Genomic DNA, 16,748 nt, shown 5'->3' with positions numbered 1-16,748 from the left:
GCGCAGCTTTATTTCCTGGAGAAAAGATCAGCTACTGACTGAAGTTTCAATGTTGCTAAAGGGAGTAGGAAGTGAATTCCACATACGTTATACGTGATTGCTTACTGATGAAATGTTCGCTATCACAAATAGCTATATCGAAAGGAAGCGTTCGTTCAACTATCTTTATGCAGTTACGTCAGGCGTTGCTTTCTATGTGATGTGGAACATTTCAACACTAGTCGGGATCGTTGCAGGTTCTAGTATTGATAACCTGGAAGAGCTTGGACTTGAGTTTGCAATAGCGGCAACATTTATCGCAATAGTGGTCCCATCTATTAAGCATCGCTCTACATTGGTTTCAGTAATTATAAGTGGCATTTCTGTTTTGGCATTAGAGTTCATAGAATTTGAATATTCTCTTATCGCAGCAACACTTATCGGTATGGTATCAGGATTTTACGTAGGTCAAGGAGAAAAAAATGAGTATTAATATAGAACTCTTGATTCTCTTGATGGCGATGATCACCTTTGGTTGCAGATATTTATTCTTTATGAAGTCTCTGCCGATTAAATTAGGTACAAAGTCAAAACAATTGCTCAAATATACAGCTCCTTCTGTTCTTACTGTTATGTGGGTTCCAATTGTTTTTTTGGGGCATAACTCGCTTGAGGAACCATTTTTTCTAAGCCCCTTTTTATATGGAGGTGTAATAACCTTGATAGTTAGCTTAAAGGTAAAAAACACCCTTTTTGTCGTAGTGGCAGGGATGGCTTCATTTTCATTGATTAATTGGATCATCTAATAAATGGAATCGCAAAAAATGAATAATAGACAAAACCTAATAACCTCTCAAAAAATTAGAGAATCTTATGCAGACTGCCACTCCAAGCTTTCTGGAGCTGGTTAACAGGTAAAGAACTTCAATGCCGTGCAAAAAATTAAATAATTCGGTGGTTACGTGTCAGTGGCAGAAAAAATCATAACTTCTTTGTGATTCGTTTAATAACTAAGTAAACTTATAACTAGCTGAAATATATGAATTTTTATTGGTTGTGAGATTTTTAGAGCGTTATTGCAACAGCTATGAGATTTTTCGTACATACGAAGGCTGATAAGTGGTTGTTTTCATTGGGTAGTGATTTTCAAAGAGCGTGAGATCCGACAATCGATAGCGTATCGTGACTATTGAAGAGCAGCGCTTGGCGTTGCTATTTTTTATGGGGCAGTGGTATAAGTTAATAGCTGAGCTCGCTACACTGACATTTATTGCTATATAGCAGATTGATATTAAGGACAGCATGATGAGCAAGGATAAACGTCGCCAGTATTCCAGTCAGGTGGTTGATGGCCCTACCAAAGCACCGGCCCGAGCCATGTTGCGTGCGGTCGGTTTTGCCGATGAAGATTTCAATAAGCCTCAGGTCGGCATTGCTTCTACCTGGAGCAACCTAACCCCCTGCAATATGCATATCGACAAACTGGCCGTGGAAGCCGGTCATGGTGCCGATGCGGCAGGCGGAAAAAGCATCATCTTCAATACCATTACCATTTCCGACGGTATTGCCAACGGCACCATCGGCATGAAGTACTCGCTGGTCTCGCGGGAAGTGATTGCCGACTCCATAGAAACCGTCGCCGGCTGTGAAGGCTTCGATGGTCTGGTTGCCATCGGTGGTTGTGACAAGAACATGCCGGGCTGCATCATTGGCCTGGCGCGGCTTAATCGACCCTCGGTATTCGTCTATGGCGGCACCATAGCGCCGGGCAAGAATCACACCGATATTATCTCGGTATTCGAGGCGGTTGGCGCCCACGCCAAGGGCGATATGTCGCTGATTGAGGTGAAGCAGGTAGAAGACACGGCTATTCCGGGGCCGGGTGCCTGTGGCGGCATGTATACCGCCAACACCATGGCTTCGGCCATCGAGGCCATGGGCATGAGTCTGCCCAACAGCTCGGCGCAAAATGCCACCTCGGATCACAAGCTGCAAGACTGTCAGGATGCCGGTGCGGCGGTATTGAATCTGCTCGAGCACGACATCAAGCCCTCCGACATCATGACCAAACAGGCTTTCGAAAACGCCATCACGGTGGTGATTGCCCTGGGCGGCTCCACCAATGCGGTATTGCACCTGCTGGCCATGGCGCATGCCATCGATGTTGAACTGAGTCTGGATGACTTTGTGCGTATCGGTGAGCGGGTACCGGTATTGGCGGACTTGCGACCCAGTGGTCATTACATGATGTCCGAGCTGGTGGCCATTGGCGGCATACAGCCGCTGATGAAAAGGCTGCTCGATGCGGGCTTGCTGCACGGTGACTGCCTGACGGTAACCGGCAATACCCTGGCGGAAAACCTGAGTACGGTGGCGCCTTATCCGGCGGGACAAACCATTATTCGCCCGCTGGATAAGCCGATCAAGAAAGACAGTCATTTGCGTATTTTGCGTGGCAACCTGGCGCCCGAGGGCGCGGTGGCCAAAATAACTGGCAAGGAAGGGTTGGCTTTTACCGGCCCGGCGCGGGTATTCAGCTCGGAAGAAGAAACCCTGGAACGTATTCTCGATGGTACCGTCAAGGCTGGTGATGTATTGGTGATCCGTTACGAAGGCCCCAAAGGTGGCCCTGGTATGCGTGAAATGCTCAGCCCGACCTCGGCCATCATGGGCAAGGGCCTGGGCCAGGAAGTGGCGCTGATCACCGACGGGCGTTTCTCTGGCGGCAGCCACGGTTTCGTGGTCGGTCATATTACGCCAGAAGCTCAGCAAGGCGGCCCGCTGGCGATAGTGGAAGACGGCGATATCATCACCATAGATGCCGAAACCAACAAACTGGAAGTGCAGCTAACGGATGCCGAGATAGCTGCCCGCTTGGAAAAATGGCAGGCCCCCGAGCCTAGGTATCGTCGTGGTGTATTGGCAAAGTATGCCCACACGGTCAGCTCTGCCTCCACCGGCGCGGTCACCGATGACTTGTAAGTAACGTGAAAAGGAGGCGCTCATCGTGAGGGGAAAGTGTCTTCATGTGCGGCGCTTCATTACTCATTGTTCAAATAAAAAAGATCCAGCGGGATCTTTTTTTTGACCAAAAAATCAGCCATCGGCTCTTGAAAGCCGTTGGGTCAGGCCTTATATCTTTAGTGAGGCAGAGAGTCGCTCGACAGAGGATTCCATGATTGCCCTCACAAGCTCGTCCATATTGGAGAGCAAACCAGGTTTAACAGACCTAAACATCGCTCATTAGAGGATATTATTATGTCACGTTTCGATCTCACTCCCCTGTACCGTACTGCCATTGGCTTCGATCGTCTGGCGTCCATGATGGAAAATGCCAATAACAGCAGCAGTAACAACGGTTATCCGCCTTACAACATCGAACTGCTCAGCGAAGACCACTATCGTATTTCGATGGCCGTCGCCGGTTTTGCCCAAGCCGATCTGGAAATTACCAGTCACGAAAATACCCTGACGGTAAAAGGCACCAAAGAACAGCCAGAGGTACAAAGAAATTACCTGTATCAGGGCATTGCCGAACGCGGGTTTGAACGTCGCTTTCAGTTGGCCGACCACGTCAAGGTAACGGGCGCCGACATGGAGCATGGCTTGTTGCACATCGATCTGGTGCGAGAAGTACCGGAAGCCGCCAAGCCGAAAAATATTGCCATCGGCCAGACCAGCTAAATAATCCGCCGATCCGCTCCGGGTAATAAAACGCCGACCTCAGGGTCGGCGTTTTATATTGTATTAGCTGATTGCTTAAGGCTGTGTTTTAGGAGCCTGATAAATCGCATAAATCTCTTCGGCCAGAATCTTGATGCCCGCCTGCACATCTGCTTCCGACTGGGCATAGTTCAGGCGAATACATTCTTTGCTGTGCTGCCAATGTTCATCGGTAATACCCGGGAAGAAATAATGCCCAGGCACCACCAATAAGCCCTTTTGTTTCAAGCGTTCGTACAGCTCCTGGCTGTGTATCGGCAAGTCTTCAAACCACAGCCACAAGAAGAGCGCACCTTCCGGCTTGTGAATATGAAACTGTGGCAGGGTAATGGCTTCTTGCAGCCAGGTGACTGCCTGCTGTGCCTTGGCCTGATAGAAAGGACGGATCACCTCATTGCTGAGGGTGATAACATCGCCGTTTTCCATCATGGGCAAGGTCATGGCCGGGCCCATGCTGCCGGGTGCCAGGTTGATAATGCCGCTGATATTGGTCATGGCCTTGATAAGTTCGGGTGAGCCCACCACTATGCCGCACCGTACGCCGGGCAGGCCCAGTTTCGACAAGCTCATGCACAAAATGGTGTTGTCGTTCCAGAACGGCTTGGCTTCGGTAAAAATAATGTTGGGGAAGGGCATGCCGTAGGCATTATCAATCAGCAGCGGTATGCCTTTTTCCCGGGCAATGGCGTCTAGGCGCATTATCTCCTCATCGGTCAGCACGTTACCGGTGGGATTGGTAGGGCGTGAGACACAAATCAGACCGATATCATCGCCTACTTCCAATTGATCGAAGTCGACGTGATATTTGAATAATCCATTGTCTAGCTGAGTGATGGTCGGCTTGCAGGCCACAAAGTGATCTTCACTCAAGGCGCCGTCACCATAGCCTATGTATTCCGGCGCCAACGGAAACAGCACCTTCTTTTTTCGGCCATCGGCAAACTCGCCGGCCAGCAGATTGAACAGATAAAAAAAGGCGGTCTGACTGCCATTGGTCAGCGCAATATGCTCAGGGCCCACCGGCCAGCCCAGCTCCTTGGAGAGCAACCTGGCCAAGGCGTTAATGTAGGCATCTTTGCCTTGCGGACCGTCGTAATTGGCCATGGCCTTGATTAAATCGCCGTTTTTTATCAGCTGTTGAGCCTGGTTGTCCAGGTAGGCAAGCACCTCGGGAATGGCCGCCGGATTACCGCCGCCCAGCATGATGGTATTAGGTGTGGTCAGACCCTGATTCAGGTCATCCATCAACTGGGTAATGCCGGCGTGGCGGGTAAATTTTTGGCCAAACGTTGAAAATTCCATGAGATAACTTACCAAAAAGAAAGGGTTAACAGAAAGTCTCACGTTATCCGATATTGTGCAGGCTGTCGACCAGCGAAAAAAAGCCCCGCTCGGGGCGGGGCTTTAAACAGAGCTGTAAGTCGTAAAAGACAGCCGTAAGCGATCAGCTATAAGCTGTAAGTCAGTTCAAAAACTAATAGCCTATCTGCCACGCTTAAACACCATATGGCACGAATCTAGTCACGTGCTTTAGCCGTGAAATCCGGCGCAGCCGGATATGGCGCACCGGATCAATCCAAACACCGCACCGCTCAAAGCTGTGCCTACAAAAACATTATTGCAGCAGCGAGATATCCGCTATTTGCAGGAACAGGTTGCGCAGCTGGTTGAGCAGGCTCAGGCGGTTCAAACGCAGGGCGTCGTCTTCGGCCATCACCATCACCTGGTCGAAGAAGTTGTCCACACTTTCACGCAAGGTCGCCAGTTCGTTCAACGCACTGTTGTAATCGGCGTTGGCAAACAAGGGCGTCAGGCGCTCGCTTAGCTCGCTTAATTGACCCGCCAGCGCTTTTTCTGCGTCATCTTGCAGCAGTGCCGGATTGACCTGTGCCGGGATCTCGCCGTCAAACTTGGCCAGAATGTTACCGACCCGTTTGTTGGCGGCAGCCAAAGCAGATGAGGCTTCGAGTTTACGGAACTGGCTCACGGCTTTCACGCGGGCGTCAAAGTCGGCGGGACGAGTGGGGCGACGAGCCAATACGGCCTGAATCACATCCACGTCGTAGCCCAAATCCTGATACCAGGCGCGGAAACGGCCCAGCATGAAGTCGAGAATTTCATCGGCGGCCTTGGCGTTGCTCAGCTTGTCGCCGTACAGGGCGCGCGCCTGTTCGATCAGGATAGGCAGGTCGAGGTTGTAGCCTTTTTCCACGATAATACGCAGCGCGCCCAGGGCGGCACGACGCAGCGCGAACGGGTCTTTGTCGCCTTTGGGCGTCTGGCCGATGCCAAAGATGCCCACCAGGGTGTCCAGCTTGTCGGCCAGCGCCACGGCGGCAGAAATATCCTGGCTTGGCAGCTCGTCACCGGAAAACCGGGGCTGATACTGTTCTTTCAAGGCCAGAGCTACCGCTTCATCTTCGCCGTCGTGGCGAGCATAGTGCATGCCCATTACGCCCTGGGTGTCGGTAAATTCAAACACCATATCGGTGACCAAATCACACTTGGACAGCAAACCGGCGCGTTCGGCTTTCGCCTGATCGGCACCCATGGCGGCGGCAATAAAGCCCGACAGGGCACTGATGCGTTCCGATTTCTCACGCACCGACCCCAGTTGCTTCTGGAACAGCACCGAATCGAGCTGTTCGAGTCGCGACGCCAGCGGCGCCTTGCGGTCGTTATCGAAGAAGAATTGCGCATCGGCGAGGCGAGGACGAACCACTTTTTCGTTACCGCTGATGATCTGGCTCGGGTCTTTCGACTCGATATTGGTGACGAAGATAAAAGTCGGCATCAAGTTGCCAGCCGCATCGTAGACCGGGAAGTATTTCTGATCGCCCTTCATGGTGTAGACCAGTGCTTCTGCCGGCACTTCAAGAAAGGTATTCTCGAAGTTGGCGGTCAGTACCACGGGCCATTCCACCAGGGAGGTGACTTCTTCCAGCAAGTCTTCATCCAGGTCGGCAATGCCACCCGCAGCGGCGGCAGCTGCGGCCACGCCGTCTTTGATGATGGTTTTACGACGTTCGAAATCGGCCAGTACTTTGCCCGTATTTTCTAGGGCTTGCAGATAATGGTCGGCATGATCCAGCTCCAGTTCGGGGGCGCCCATAAAACGGTGGCCGCGCAAAGTGCGAGAGGAATTCACCCCCAGAATGGTGGCGGGTAGCAATTGCTCGCCCAGCAACAAGGTGAGCGTATGCACGGGGCGGATAAACTGTATGCTCTTGTCGCCCCAGCGCATGGCCTTGGGGATCGGTAACCGGCTCAGGGCCTGCTCGACCATGGCGGGCAGCAGCTCGGTGGCGGCTTTGCCCTTGATGTCGGCTACGTGGACCAGCCACTCGCCCTTGTCGGTTTTCAGGCGACCGGCTTCACTGACGTCAATACCGTTGCCACGGGCCCAGCCCATGGCGGCCTTGGTCGGGTTACCGTCGGCATCGAAGGCGGCCTGTACCGCGGGGCCGCGTTTTTCCAGCTGCTTGTCGGGCTGAGCGGCGGCGAGCGCGGTCACATATACGGCCAGGCGACGGGGAGCCGCATACCAGTGCACTTCGGCAAAGGGCAGCTCGGCGTTGGTCAGTTCTTGTTCGAGGTTATCGGCAAAAGCCTGGCCCAGGCTGCGCAGCGCCTTGGGTGGCAGCTCTTCGGTACCGAGTTCAACCAGAAAATTCTGTTCAGACATGCGGGTCCCTTATCCTTCTTTTTTACACATGGGGAAGCCAAGCGCTTCGCGAGAAGCATAATAGGCTTCGGCGACGGACTTGGTCAGGGTGCGGATACGCAAGATGTAACGCTGGCGTTCGGTCACCGAAATCGCCTTGCGTGCATCCAGCAGGTTGAAGGCGTGGCCGGCTTTCAGAATGCGCTCGTAGGCGGGCAGCGGCAGCGGTTTTTCCAGAGACAGCAGGTGCTGGCACTCTTTTTCGCACTGCTCGAAGAAGCCGAACAGGAAGTCCACGTCCGCATGCTCGAAGTTGTAGGTCGACTGTTCAACTTCGTTCTGATGGAAAATATCGCCATAGGTGGTTTTGCCCAGGGGGCCGTCGCACCATACCAGGTCGTATACCGAGTCTACGCCCTGAATATACATGGCCAGACGTTCCAGGCCGTAGGTGATTTCACCGGTGACCGGCTTGCACTCGAGGCCGCCTACCTGCTGGAAGTACGTAAACTGCGTTACTTCCATGCCGTTGAGCCAGACTTCCCAACCCAGACCCCAGGCACCCAGAGTCGGGTTTTCCCAGTTGTCTTCTACAAAGCGAATATCGTGTACCAGGGGATCTAACCCCAGTGCCTGCAACGAACCCAGATACAGTTCTTGCAGGTTGTCGGGTGATGGCTTGATGATGACTTGAAACTGGTAGTAATGTTGTAGTCGGTTCGGGTTTTCGCCATAGCGACCGTCGGTTGGGCGGCGCGAAGGCTGCACATAGGCGGTGGCAATCGGCTCTGGGCCAATGGCGCGCAGACAGGTCATGGGATGGGAGGTGCCTGCACCTACTTCCATATCCAGTGGCTGAACAATGGCGCAGCCTTGCTGAGCCCAATAATCCTGCAAGGTCAGGATCAGCCCCTGAAAGGTATTGATATCGAATTTTTGCATGATGTTAGCGCCTTGATATAGGTGCATTCGCAGTGTGAAACTAGGCTTGGCAGTATACCTTCTGACCCGATGCGAATATAGACTGAATTAGAGGAGCAAGCATGCTGATACGTTGTGGCTGGGTTAACGATGATCCCAGATATCAAGCCTATCACGATCAGGAATGGGGTATGCCCGAGTATGACAGTCGCGCCTTGTTTGAAAAGTTGTGTCTGGATGGCCAGCAGGCAGGACTGAGCTGGTTCACCATTTTATGCAAAATTCCCAACTACCGCACCGCATTCGCCAACTTTGAGCCTGCGCTTATTGCTCACTTCACCGAACAGGATGTAGAACGGCTGATGAGTATGCCGGAGGCGGGCATAGTGCGTAATCGCCTGAAAATTCGCTCTATCATTACCAATGCGCGGGCCTATCTGCAGATGGAACAAGAGGGCGTCAACTTCAGTGATTGGCTGTGGCAGTTTGTGGGTGGCAGCCCCATTATTAACCATTGGTCAAATCTTGATGAGGTGCCCGTTTATACTCCAGAGTCCCGGGCCATGGCGCGATCGCTAAAAAAACGCGGTTTCTCTTTTGTGGGCGATACCATCTGCTATGCCTTTATGCAGGCCACCGGCATGGTTAACGATCACTTACTCGCCTGCCATCGACATCCAGGTAACGTCAGCAGTTGACACCTAAGTCATAAGGAAGCTTTGTAGATTGTGATCAGCAAGGCTATATTGGGTGATACTTGTGCCTGTTACATATGGAACCTTAATTATGAAAAAGATTTGTCTGGCAGTGGTAACGACCATTGCACTTTCTGCCTGTACTACCAACCCGTATACCGGTGAAAGAGAAACGTCCAAAGCGGCCATTGGCGGCGGTTTGGGTGCCTTGGCCGGTGCCGTGATTGGTGGTGCAACTGCCAGCTCCAGCGACCGCAAGAAAGGCATTCTGATTGGTGCTGCCAGTGGTGCCGCACTGGGCGGTGGTGTGGGTTATTACATGGATGTGCAAGAAGCCAAGCTGCGTGATCAAATGCGCGGCACCGGTGTGAGCGTGACCCGTAATGGCGACAACATCGTTCTGAACATGCCAAGCTCCATTACCTTTGCCGTAGACAGCGCCGACCTGTCCCCCAGCTTCTACAACACCTTGAGCGGTGTGGCCATGGTATTGAAAGAGTACGAAAAGACTTATGTTAACGTAGTGGGTCATACCGACAACACAGGTTCGGCCAGCCATAACCAGGCGTTGTCCGAGCGTCGTGCCGCTTCTGTTGGCCAGTTCCTGATCAGCCAGGGTGCCGCTGCCAACCGTTTCAACATTCGTGGTGTGGGCTTCAACCAGCCTGTTGCCAGCAACAATACTGCAGACGGTCGCGCGCAAAACCGTCGCGTAGAAATCACCCTCAGCCCCATGGGCTAAGCGAAGTTCGCTTCATAATAATAAAAAATGCCCGCAAATGCGGGCATTTTTTTGGCAAGGAACCAAGTCCTGCGTTCAGCCTTAAGCTGTCAGCGATCAGACAAAGATAAACAGCGCTCTTCGCTTAGTTCTGAGTCTCGCCGTTGACCTTTCTGACAGCTTAAAGCTGACGGCTTACCGCTGCTCTTAAGCTCCTTTCTGGATCAAAAACTGATAGGGCAATTGTTCGACCTGGCTGGACAGCAGGGCGTGATCCATAAACTGGCAAAAGCTGGGAATATCCCGGGTGGTGGAGGGGTCGTCGGCGGTGATCAGCAAGGTTTCACCGGCCTGCATGCCACGCACCTGTTTACGCACCATCATTACCGGCTCGGGGCAACGCAAACCTGTGGCATCCAGATGATGCTGGGCATCGATCACTGAAGTTGTCATTACATTACTACCTTAAAATAGCCGCCAGAAAATAAGCCCGACTATTTTAAACCTGTTTAATTTATGGTCAACCGATAAAAAAGACACCAAACTCATGGGAGCGGGTGTCTTTTCCTTCACTTTTTACACTTCACTGGCACACAATCAAACTCTTTCAAACACGGTCGTTATGCCCTGGCCCAATCCGATACACATGGTGGCCACACCAAAGGTGGCGTCTTTGCTTTCCATGAGATTGAGCAGCGTGGTCGAAATACGTGCACCCGAGCAACCCAATGGATGGCCCAAAGCAATGGCTCCACCGTTCAGGTTGACCTTGTCGTCCATGACGTCCAAAAGTCCCAGTTCTTTCAATACTGGCAGCGATTGAGCGGCAAAGGCTTCGTTCAGCTCGAACAGATCAATATCCGCTATCGACAACCCTGCTCGTTGCAATGCCTTATGTACTGCCGGCACTGGGCCGTAGCCCATGATGGCCGGATCGCAACCGGCGACCGCCATGGCCTTGATGCGCGCACGGGGCTTGAGGCCTAATGCCTTGGCTTTGGTGGCAGACATCACCAGCATGGCGGCAGCACCGTCGGACAGGGCCGATGAGGTGCCGGCGGTCACTGTGCCATTAACGGGATCAAACACCGGCCGTAGCTGCGCCAGTGACTCCAGGCTGGTCTCCGGGCGGATGACTTCATCGTGCTCGAACAAGGTCAGGCTGCCATCGGCACTGTGGCCGTTGGTGGCGAGAATCTCATTGGCAAAACGGCCTTCCTGAGTGGCTTGATAGGCTCTTTGATGGGAGCGTACGGCAAAGGCGTCTTGTTGTTCACGGCTGATATGGTACATGCGACCCAACATTTCGGCGGTCAGGCCCATCATGCCCGACGCCTTGGCCACATTGAGTGCCAGCCCCGGGTGAAAGTCCACGCCGTGGTTCATGGGTACGTGCCCCATGTGCTCTACACCGCCAATCATGAAAACGTCACCATCGCCGACCATGATGGCACGGCTGGCATCATGCAGCGCCTGCATTGATGAGCCGCACAGTCGGTTCACTGTCACCGCCGCCACTTGTTTGGGCAGGCCGGCCAACAGGGCGGCATTACGGGCAATATTAAACCCCTGCTCCAGGGTTTGCTGTACACAGCCCCAGTACACATCCTCTATATCGCTGGCGGCCAGAGCCGGGTTGCGAGCCAGCAGACCCTGCATCAGGTGAGCCGATAAATCTTCGGCCCGTACGTGACGAAAGGCGCCGCCCTTGGAACGACCCATGGGGGTACGAATACAGTCAACAATGACGACCTCGTTTAATGCCTTGTTCATGCTGTGGTCTCCTTGCGCCAATCAGTAGAAAGTTTTGTTATCTGCGGCCATTTGGCGCAAACCGTCGCTCACTTGATAAAGCGGCCCCAGATGGGCGAACTTATCGGCCAGTGCCACATAAGCGGCCAGGCCCATGTTGTCGAGGTAGCGGAATACGCCACCATGGAAGGGCGGAAAGCCGATACCATACACCAGCGCCATGTCCGCTTCGGCCGGCGAGCCGATAATGCCTTCTTCCAGGCAAAGCACCACTTCGTTAATCATGGGGATCATCATGCGGGCGATAATATCGTCATCGCTCAGATCCACCATTGTACCGGCCACTTCGGCTAATAGCTGATAACTCTCAGGATCCGCGTCTTTCTGCAGCTTGCCTTTACGGTCTTCACTATAACTATAAAAGCCTTTACCATTTTTCTGGCCAAAGCGTTGCTGTTCATACATGACATCGATGGCATCTTTGCCCGACTTGCTCATGCGCTCGGGGAAGCCGTCGGCCATGACTGCCGCCGCATGATGACCGGTATCAATGCCCACCACGTCCAGCAGATAGGCAGGCCCCATGGGCCAACCAAATTTTTTCTCCATCACCTTATCTACGCTAACAAAATCCGCGCCGTCGGCCACCAGCTGGTTAAAGCCAAAGAAGTAGGGGAACAGCACGCGGTTCACGAAGAAGCCGGGGCAGTCGTTGACCACAATGGGCGACTTGCCCATGGCAGCGGCGTAGGCGACCACCTGGTTGATGGTGTCATCACTGGTTTGTTCACCACGAATAATTTCCACCAGCGGCATGCGATGCACCGGGTTAAAAAAGTGCATGCCGCAAAAGCGTTCGGGGTGTTTCAGGTTCTTGGCGAGAGCAGAAATAGGAATGGTTGAGGTGTTGGAGGCAATCACTGTGTTGTCTGCCACCCTGGCTTCCACCTCGGCCAGCACCTGTCCCTTGATGTTGGGGTTTTCCACCACGGCTTCGACCACGGTATCCACGCCTTCTAAACCGTCATAGCTGAGCGTGGGAGTAATGCTGGCCAGTACCTGAGCCAGCTTGCGGCCATCAATCTTGCCGCGCTCCAGCTGTTTGTTGAGTAACTTGCCTGCTTCCGTCATGCCCAAGGTGAGCGCCTGGTCGTTGATGTCTTTCATCACCGCCGGTATGCCGCGCGAGGCCGACTGATAGGCGATGCCCCCACCCATGATGCCCGCTCCCAACACGGCGGCTTTGTGGGTAGGCGCCGCGGCCTTGGCCGCCTGCCTGGCTTTGCCCTTGATGAGCTGATCGTTAAGGAAAATCCCCACCAGGGCTCGTGCCACCGAGGTTTGGGTCAGTTTGATGAAGTTTTGTTGTTCAATTTCCAGCGCCTCGGCTCGGCTCAAACCGGATGCCGCCTCTATGGTTTTTACCGCCATCATGGGGGCGGGATAATGCGGCCCAGCCTTGGCGGCGACCATGCCTTTGGCAGTATTGAAGCTCATGGCCGCTTCCAGTTTATCTAGCGTGAGCGGTGCCGTTTTCTGTGCTCGTTTTGCCTGCCAGTCTTGTTTGCCCAGCGCGGCATCTTTCAGCAATTGAAGGGCCGATGCTTCGAGTCGCTCGGTTTCTACCACGGCATCCAGTACGCCCAGCGCCAGACAGGCGTCAGCCTTGTTGTCCTGACCTGTGGTGATCCATTCCATGGCATTATCGGCACCTATCAGGCGGGGTAGTCGTACGGTGCCGCCAAAGCCCGGCATGATACCGAGTTTGGTCTCCGGTAAACCAATGCGCGCACTGGCATCGCCAATACGAAAGTCGGTAGACAAAATGCATTCGCAGCCCCCACCCAGGGCGTAGCCTCGCACGACTGCCACCGTGGGGTAGGGCAGGTCTTCAATGCGATTGAAAATGCGGTTTGCCTGAGATAGCCAATCGTTGAGAGTGGCGGCTGGCAAGTCGAACATCTCAAGAAATTCGGTGATATCGGCGCCGACGATAAAGGCGTCCTTATCACTGGTTAGCATGAGGCCTGTAATATCCGAATGTTGCTCCAGCGCACTCACGGCTTCTTCCAGTGAGGCCAGGGTGGCGCGGTCCAGCTTGTTAACACTGCCTTTACTGTTAAAGCGGAGTTTAGCAATACCGCCTTCTACGACTTCTACAGAGAGGGCTTCGCCTTGGTAGATCATTCTCATGTCTCCTTAGTTCCCTTGGGCTGCTCCGACACCGGCGGGCAGGGATGAAATCACTATGAACAGAAAAACAACAGAGTTCAACAGCTAATTAAAACAATTGTTTTAATTTTAATGGGCGCTTACAGCGGATGCCCATAACCATTAAAAATGTGCAAAAGATGACATCCCTTGCCGATTCAGCAACAATGTTGCGCTATTTTTTAAGCCGTCAACAAGGTCGAAATATCAATATTAGTTGGCCTTGTCTTGCTTGGGAGTAAGCATCATGAATATGTCTCCCTATCTGATACCTGCCACGCCATTGGTATGGCAACAGGAGATTAAAAAAAGCCGTTTTATCGCTTATTTGGCTCATACTCCGAATGCGCAAGCCGCCAAAGACTTTATAGAGTCGGTACGGATCAGAGAGCCTGCGGCCGGACATCACTGCTGGGCGTTTGTGGCCGGCATGCCAAGCGATTCCCGGATCTTGGGCTTTAGCGATGACGGCGAACCCTCGGGCACGGCCGGCAAGCCGATGCTGGCGCAGTTGCAGGGGTCGGGAGTGGGTGAAATTACTGCCGTGGTGGCGCGCTACTTTGGCGGCATCAAGTTGGGGACCGGTGGTCTGGTTCGCGCTTACGGTGGCACGCTGTCTTCGGCATTAACGCAACTGAGCACCGTTGAGCAGCGCATCATGGCGGAGCTTGACGTTCACATTGATTACAGCGATATGGCGTTGCTGGAGTTTTTATTGGGCGAATATCAAGGGCTCTGGCAGCAGATTGACTATGGTGCCGAAGTCACGGGTACCTTGTTGGTGGAAGCGCGTGTTGTACCTGAATTTTGTCGCCAACTGCTGGATCGCAGTCAGGGACGAGTGGTGGCCAGGCCGGTGGAATCGGGTACTGGCTGAGTTAGTAGTATATTGGAAGTACCATGCATATACGCACAATCATTCGCATAGTGGGCATTCTGGTTGCCCTGTTCAGCGTCACCATGCTGGCACCTGCTCTGGTGGCTTATATTTATCGAGATGGGGCTGGGCTGGATTTCTTCAGCGCCTTCGTTATTTGTCTGTGTCTGGGCCTGGCGTTGTGGTTTCCCAACCGCACTCATAATAAAGAGCTGAGATCGAAAGAAGGCTTCCTTATTGTCGTCTTGTTCTGGACTGTGCTGGGCAGTGTGGGGGCCATTCCTTTCATACTCAGTGCCGAGCTGGACATGACGGTCGCGGCCGCTTTCTTTGAGTCATTTTCGGGGCTGACGACCACAGGTGCCACCGTGATCAGTGGCCTGGATACCCTGCCTAAGGCGATTCTGTTTTATCGGCAGATGCTGCAGTGGTTGGGTGGCATGGGGATTATCGTATTGGCGGTAGCCATACTTCCTATTCTTGGTATTGGCGGTATGCAGCTGTTTCGCGCCGAAATACCCGGCCCGGTAAAAGACAACAAGGTGGCTCCCCGCATAGCGGAAACGGCCAAAACTCTATGGTATATCTATCTGGTACTGACTATCTGTTGTGCCTTGCTGCTGTGGTTGGCGGGCATGAATATGTTCGATGCTATTTGCCATTCCTTTTCCACGATAGCAATCGGTGGTTTCTCTAACTATGACGCCAGTGTGGGCCATTTCAACAGCCCGACCATCAATCTCATCATCGTCATATTCCTGTTGATTGCTGGCGTCAACTTCAGTCTGCACTTCGCCGCTTTTGCTAGCCGTGGGCTCAAACTATCGGTGTATCGCTTCGATCCCGAGGTGAAAGTCTTTATCGGAATACAAGTAGTACTGACGCTGATTTGCATGTCGGCCTTATTGACGCATCAGGTTTACAGCAGCCCCTGGCAAGCGTTGGATCAGTCATTGTTTCAGTCTGTGTCCATTGCCACCACGGCGGGCTTCAGTACCACGGGCTTTGCCGAATGGCCTCTGTTTTTGCCGATATTGTTGATGATTGCCTCTTTTATCGGTGGTTGTGCTGGCAGTACCGGCGGTGGCATCAAGGTGGTGCGTATCATGTTGCTGAACCTGCAGGGCATGCGTGAATTAAAACGATTAATTCATCCCAGAGCGGTTTATCGGATTAAGCTTGGCAATAAAGCATTAGCTGATAAAGTGGTAGAAGCCGTATGGGGCTTTTTTGCCGCTTATGCGCTGGTTTTTGTGATATGCATGCTGGCGCTGTTGGCGACCGGTATGGAGGAACTGACTGCCTTTACTGCCGTGGTGGCCACGCTGAATAATCTGGGCCCGGGCCTGGGAGATGTGGCGGCTAATTTTGGTACTACTTCCGATGTTGCCAAGTGGATCATGATCCTGGCCATGCTGTTCGGGCGTCTTGAAATTTTTACCTTGCTGGTATTGTTTACGCCAGCCTTCTGGCGTAGCTAAGAGGAGTCTATGGAAAAACTGTTGGTACTTTATTCATCTCGCAATGGTCAGACAAAAAAGATTATCGAGGCGATGCAAAGTGAGTTTACCGGTTATGATGTGGAGCTGGCGGATTTGCATGGTCCAGTCCGAAAAAACCTGAGCAAGTATGACAAGGTGCTGATTGGTGCTTCCATCCGCTATGGTAACTTTCATGCCGACCTCTACAACTTTATCAACATTCACAGTGAGCAATTGGCTGCGGCCGATGCCAGTTTCTTTTGTGTGTGTTTGACGGCGCGCAAGCCGGAAAAAGCCGTTCCCGAAAACAATGCCTATATAAAGAAATTTCTGGCTAAGTCTCGCTGGCGCCCAAGAACGATCGGGGTCTTTGCTGGTGCACTGCAATACAGCGAATACAATTGGTGGCAGACCCGTCTTATCCAGATGATCATGAAAATGACAGGCGGCAGCACGGATACCAGTCAGGATCTGGAGTTCACCGATTGGAGCAAGGTCAAAGAGTTTGCTCAGCGTATTGCTCGACACAAGTACGAATAAGGCTGGTAAACACCATAAAAAGGCGACTTCAGTGCGTTTTTTGTACGAAGTTGCTTTTTTTAATAAAAATTCCATAAAACACTTGCGCTAAATCTCTCGCTCCCTATAATGCGCATCCACTGACACGGGGCAACACGCCAACGGTCACAAGGGTTTGAAACGAACGAAACAAAGTTTGAATCAA

General features: G+C 52.7%; 15 protein-coding genes. 9 read left to right on the top strand and 6 right to left on the bottom strand.

Annotation, left to right across the window (positions count from 1 at the left end):
- Positions 1–97 precede the first annotated feature (97 nt).
- From IEW52_RS14575 to IEW52_RS14560, 4 genes are all read left to right on the top strand, one after another.
- Positions 98–472, top strand: coding sequence for an AzlC family ABC transporter permease (locus IEW52_RS14575; protein WP_188630813.1), 375 nt, complete (start codon positions 98–100; stop codon positions 470–472).
- Positions 462–785, top strand: coding sequence for an AzlD domain-containing protein (locus tag IEW52_RS14570; RefSeq protein WP_188630812.1), 324 nt, complete (start codon positions 462–464; stop codon positions 783–785). The genes IEW52_RS14575 and IEW52_RS14570 overlap by 11 nt, the downstream gene beginning before the upstream one ends.
- 499 nt (positions 786–1,284) lie before the next feature.
- Positions 1,285–2,961 (top strand): dihydroxy-acid dehydratase, encoded by a 1,677-nt coding sequence (gene ilvD / locus IEW52_RS14565; RefSeq protein WP_188630811.1) that lies wholly within the window; start codon positions 1,285–1,287, stop codon positions 2,959–2,961.
- A gap of 276 nt (positions 2,962–3,237) precedes the next feature.
- Positions 3,238–3,663 carry an Hsp20 family protein gene (locus IEW52_RS14560; RefSeq protein WP_188630810.1) on the top strand — a complete coding sequence of 142 codons (426 nt, stop codon included), beginning with the start codon at positions 3,238–3,240 and terminating at the stop codon, positions 3,661–3,663.
- A 75-nt stretch (positions 3,664–3,738) separates the two neighbouring features.
- On the opposite strand, the gene IEW52_RS14555 is transcribed toward IEW52_RS14560, so the two are convergent.
- From IEW52_RS14555 to glyQ, 3 genes are all read right to left on the bottom strand, one after another.
- Entirely contained in the window at positions 3,739–5,004 is a 1,266-nt protein-coding gene (locus tag IEW52_RS14555; RefSeq protein WP_188630809.1) for a valine--pyruvate transaminase, read from the bottom strand.
- Between the two features lie 313 nt (positions 5,005–5,317).
- Positions 5,318–7,387 carry a glycine--tRNA ligase subunit beta gene (gene glyS / locus IEW52_RS14550; RefSeq protein WP_188630808.1) on the bottom strand — a complete coding sequence of 690 codons (2,070 nt, stop codon included), beginning with the start codon at positions 7,385–7,387 and terminating at the stop codon, positions 5,318–5,320.
- 9 nt (positions 7,388–7,396) lie between these two features.
- Positions 7,397–8,308, bottom strand: a complete 912-nt coding sequence (gene glyQ / locus IEW52_RS14545) for a glycine--tRNA ligase subunit alpha (RefSeq protein WP_188630807.1) — start codon at positions 8,306–8,308, stop codon at positions 7,397–7,399.
- Between the two features lie 101 nt (positions 8,309–8,409).
- On the opposite strand from glyQ, the gene IEW52_RS14540 reads away from it, so the two are divergent.
- Together IEW52_RS14540 and IEW52_RS14535 are read left to right on the top strand one after the other, a co-directional pair.
- On the top strand, positions 8,410–8,985 hold the full coding sequence (locus tag IEW52_RS14540) for a DNA-3-methyladenine glycosylase I (RefSeq protein ID WP_188630806.1): 576 nt from the start codon (positions 8,410–8,412) through the stop codon (positions 8,983–8,985).
- 88 nt (positions 8,986–9,073) lie between these two features.
- Complete coding sequence (locus tag IEW52_RS14535; protein WP_188630805.1) at positions 9,074–9,724, top strand: OmpA family lipoprotein; 651 nt, start codon at positions 9,074–9,076, stop codon at positions 9,722–9,724.
- Between the two features lie 186 nt (positions 9,725–9,910).
- Here the strand turns inward: IEW52_RS14535 and tusA are convergent, their stop codons facing one another.
- From tusA to fadB, 3 genes are all read right to left on the bottom strand, one after another.
- The gene (tusA, locus tag IEW52_RS14530; protein WP_188630804.1) at positions 9,911–10,156 is read right to left on the bottom strand and encodes a sulfurtransferase TusA; all 246 of its coding nucleotides are present in this window, start codon (positions 10,154–10,156) and stop codon (positions 9,911–9,913) included.
- Between the two features lie 144 nt (positions 10,157–10,300).
- Positions 10,301–11,476, bottom strand: coding sequence for an acetyl-CoA C-acyltransferase FadA (gene fadA, locus IEW52_RS14525; RefSeq protein ID WP_188630803.1), 1,176 nt, complete (start codon positions 11,474–11,476; stop codon positions 10,301–10,303).
- 21 nt (positions 11,477–11,497) lie between these two features.
- Positions 11,498–13,642, bottom strand: a complete 2,145-nt coding sequence (gene fadB, locus IEW52_RS14520) for a fatty acid oxidation complex subunit alpha FadB (protein WP_188630814.1) — start codon at positions 13,640–13,642, stop codon at positions 11,498–11,500.
- 271 nt (positions 13,643–13,913) lie between these two features.
- Here fadB and IEW52_RS14515 point away from each other — a divergent pair, with 271 nt between their 5' ends.
- From IEW52_RS14515 to hemG, 3 genes are read left to right on the top strand one after another with little or no spacing between them, the layout of a single operon-like run.
- The gene (locus tag IEW52_RS14515; RefSeq protein ID WP_188630802.1) at positions 13,914–14,543 is read left to right on the top strand and encodes a YigZ family protein; all 630 of its coding nucleotides are present in this window, start codon (positions 13,914–13,916) and stop codon (positions 14,541–14,543) included.
- Positions 14,544–14,566: 23 nt separating this feature from the next.
- Positions 14,567–16,024, top strand: a complete 1,458-nt coding sequence (locus tag IEW52_RS14510) for a TrkH family potassium uptake protein (RefSeq protein ID WP_188630801.1) — start codon at positions 14,567–14,569, stop codon at positions 16,022–16,024.
- Between the two features lie 9 nt (positions 16,025–16,033).
- Positions 16,034–16,564, top strand: coding sequence for a menaquinone-dependent protoporphyrinogen IX dehydrogenase (gene hemG, locus IEW52_RS14505; RefSeq protein WP_188630800.1), 531 nt, complete (start codon positions 16,034–16,036; stop codon positions 16,562–16,564).
- Positions 16,565–16,748 lie beyond the last annotated feature (184 nt).

Source organism: Oceanisphaera marina (genome assembly GCF_014643915.1).
Taxonomy (GTDB): Bacteria; Pseudomonadota; Gammaproteobacteria; order Enterobacterales; family Aeromonadaceae; genus Oceanimonas; species Oceanimonas marina.
Note: the sequence above shows the minus strand (reverse complement) of the source record. Positions and strands in the feature narration are given on the sequence as shown.

Coding starts and splice junctions, on each gene's coding strand:
- IEW52_RS14570 (WP_188630812.1), top strand. CDS start 462: ATGAGTATTAATATAGAACTCTTGATTCTCTTGATGGCGATGATCACC.
- ilvD (WP_188630811.1), top strand. CDS start 1,285: ATGAGCAAGGATAAACGTCGCCAGTATTCCAGTCAGGTGGTTGATGGC.
- IEW52_RS14560 (WP_188630810.1), top strand. CDS start 3,238: ATGTCACGTTTCGATCTCACTCCCCTGTACCGTACTGCCATTGGCTTC.
- IEW52_RS14555 (WP_188630809.1), bottom strand. CDS start 5,004: ATGGAATTTTCAACGTTTGGCCAAAAATTTACCCGCCACGCCGGCATT.
- glyS (WP_188630808.1), bottom strand. CDS start 7,387: ATGTCTGAACAGAATTTTCTGGTTGAACTCGGTACCGAAGAGCTGCCA.
- glyQ (WP_188630807.1), bottom strand. CDS start 8,308: ATGCAAAAATTCGATATCAATACCTTTCAGGGGCTGATCCTGACCTTG.
- IEW52_RS14540 (WP_188630806.1), top strand. CDS start 8,410: ATGCTGATACGTTGTGGCTGGGTTAACGATGATCCCAGATATCAAGCC.
- IEW52_RS14535 (WP_188630805.1), top strand. CDS start 9,074: ATGAAAAAGATTTGTCTGGCAGTGGTAACGACCATTGCACTTTCTGCC.
- tusA (WP_188630804.1), bottom strand. CDS start 10,156: ATGACAACTTCAGTGATCGATGCCCAGCATCATCTGGATGCCACAGGT.
- fadA (WP_188630803.1), bottom strand. CDS start 11,476: ATGAACAAGGCATTAAACGAGGTCGTCATTGTTGACTGTATTCGTACC.
- fadB (WP_188630814.1), bottom strand. CDS start 13,642: ATGATCTACCAAGGCGAAGCCCTCTCTGTAGAAGTCGTAGAAGGCGGT.
- IEW52_RS14515 (WP_188630802.1), top strand. CDS start 13,914: ATGAATATGTCTCCCTATCTGATACCTGCCACGCCATTGGTATGGCAA.
- IEW52_RS14510 (WP_188630801.1), top strand. CDS start 14,567: ATGCATATACGCACAATCATTCGCATAGTGGGCATTCTGGTTGCCCTG.
- hemG (WP_188630800.1), top strand. CDS start 16,034: ATGGAAAAACTGTTGGTACTTTATTCATCTCGCAATGGTCAGACAAAA.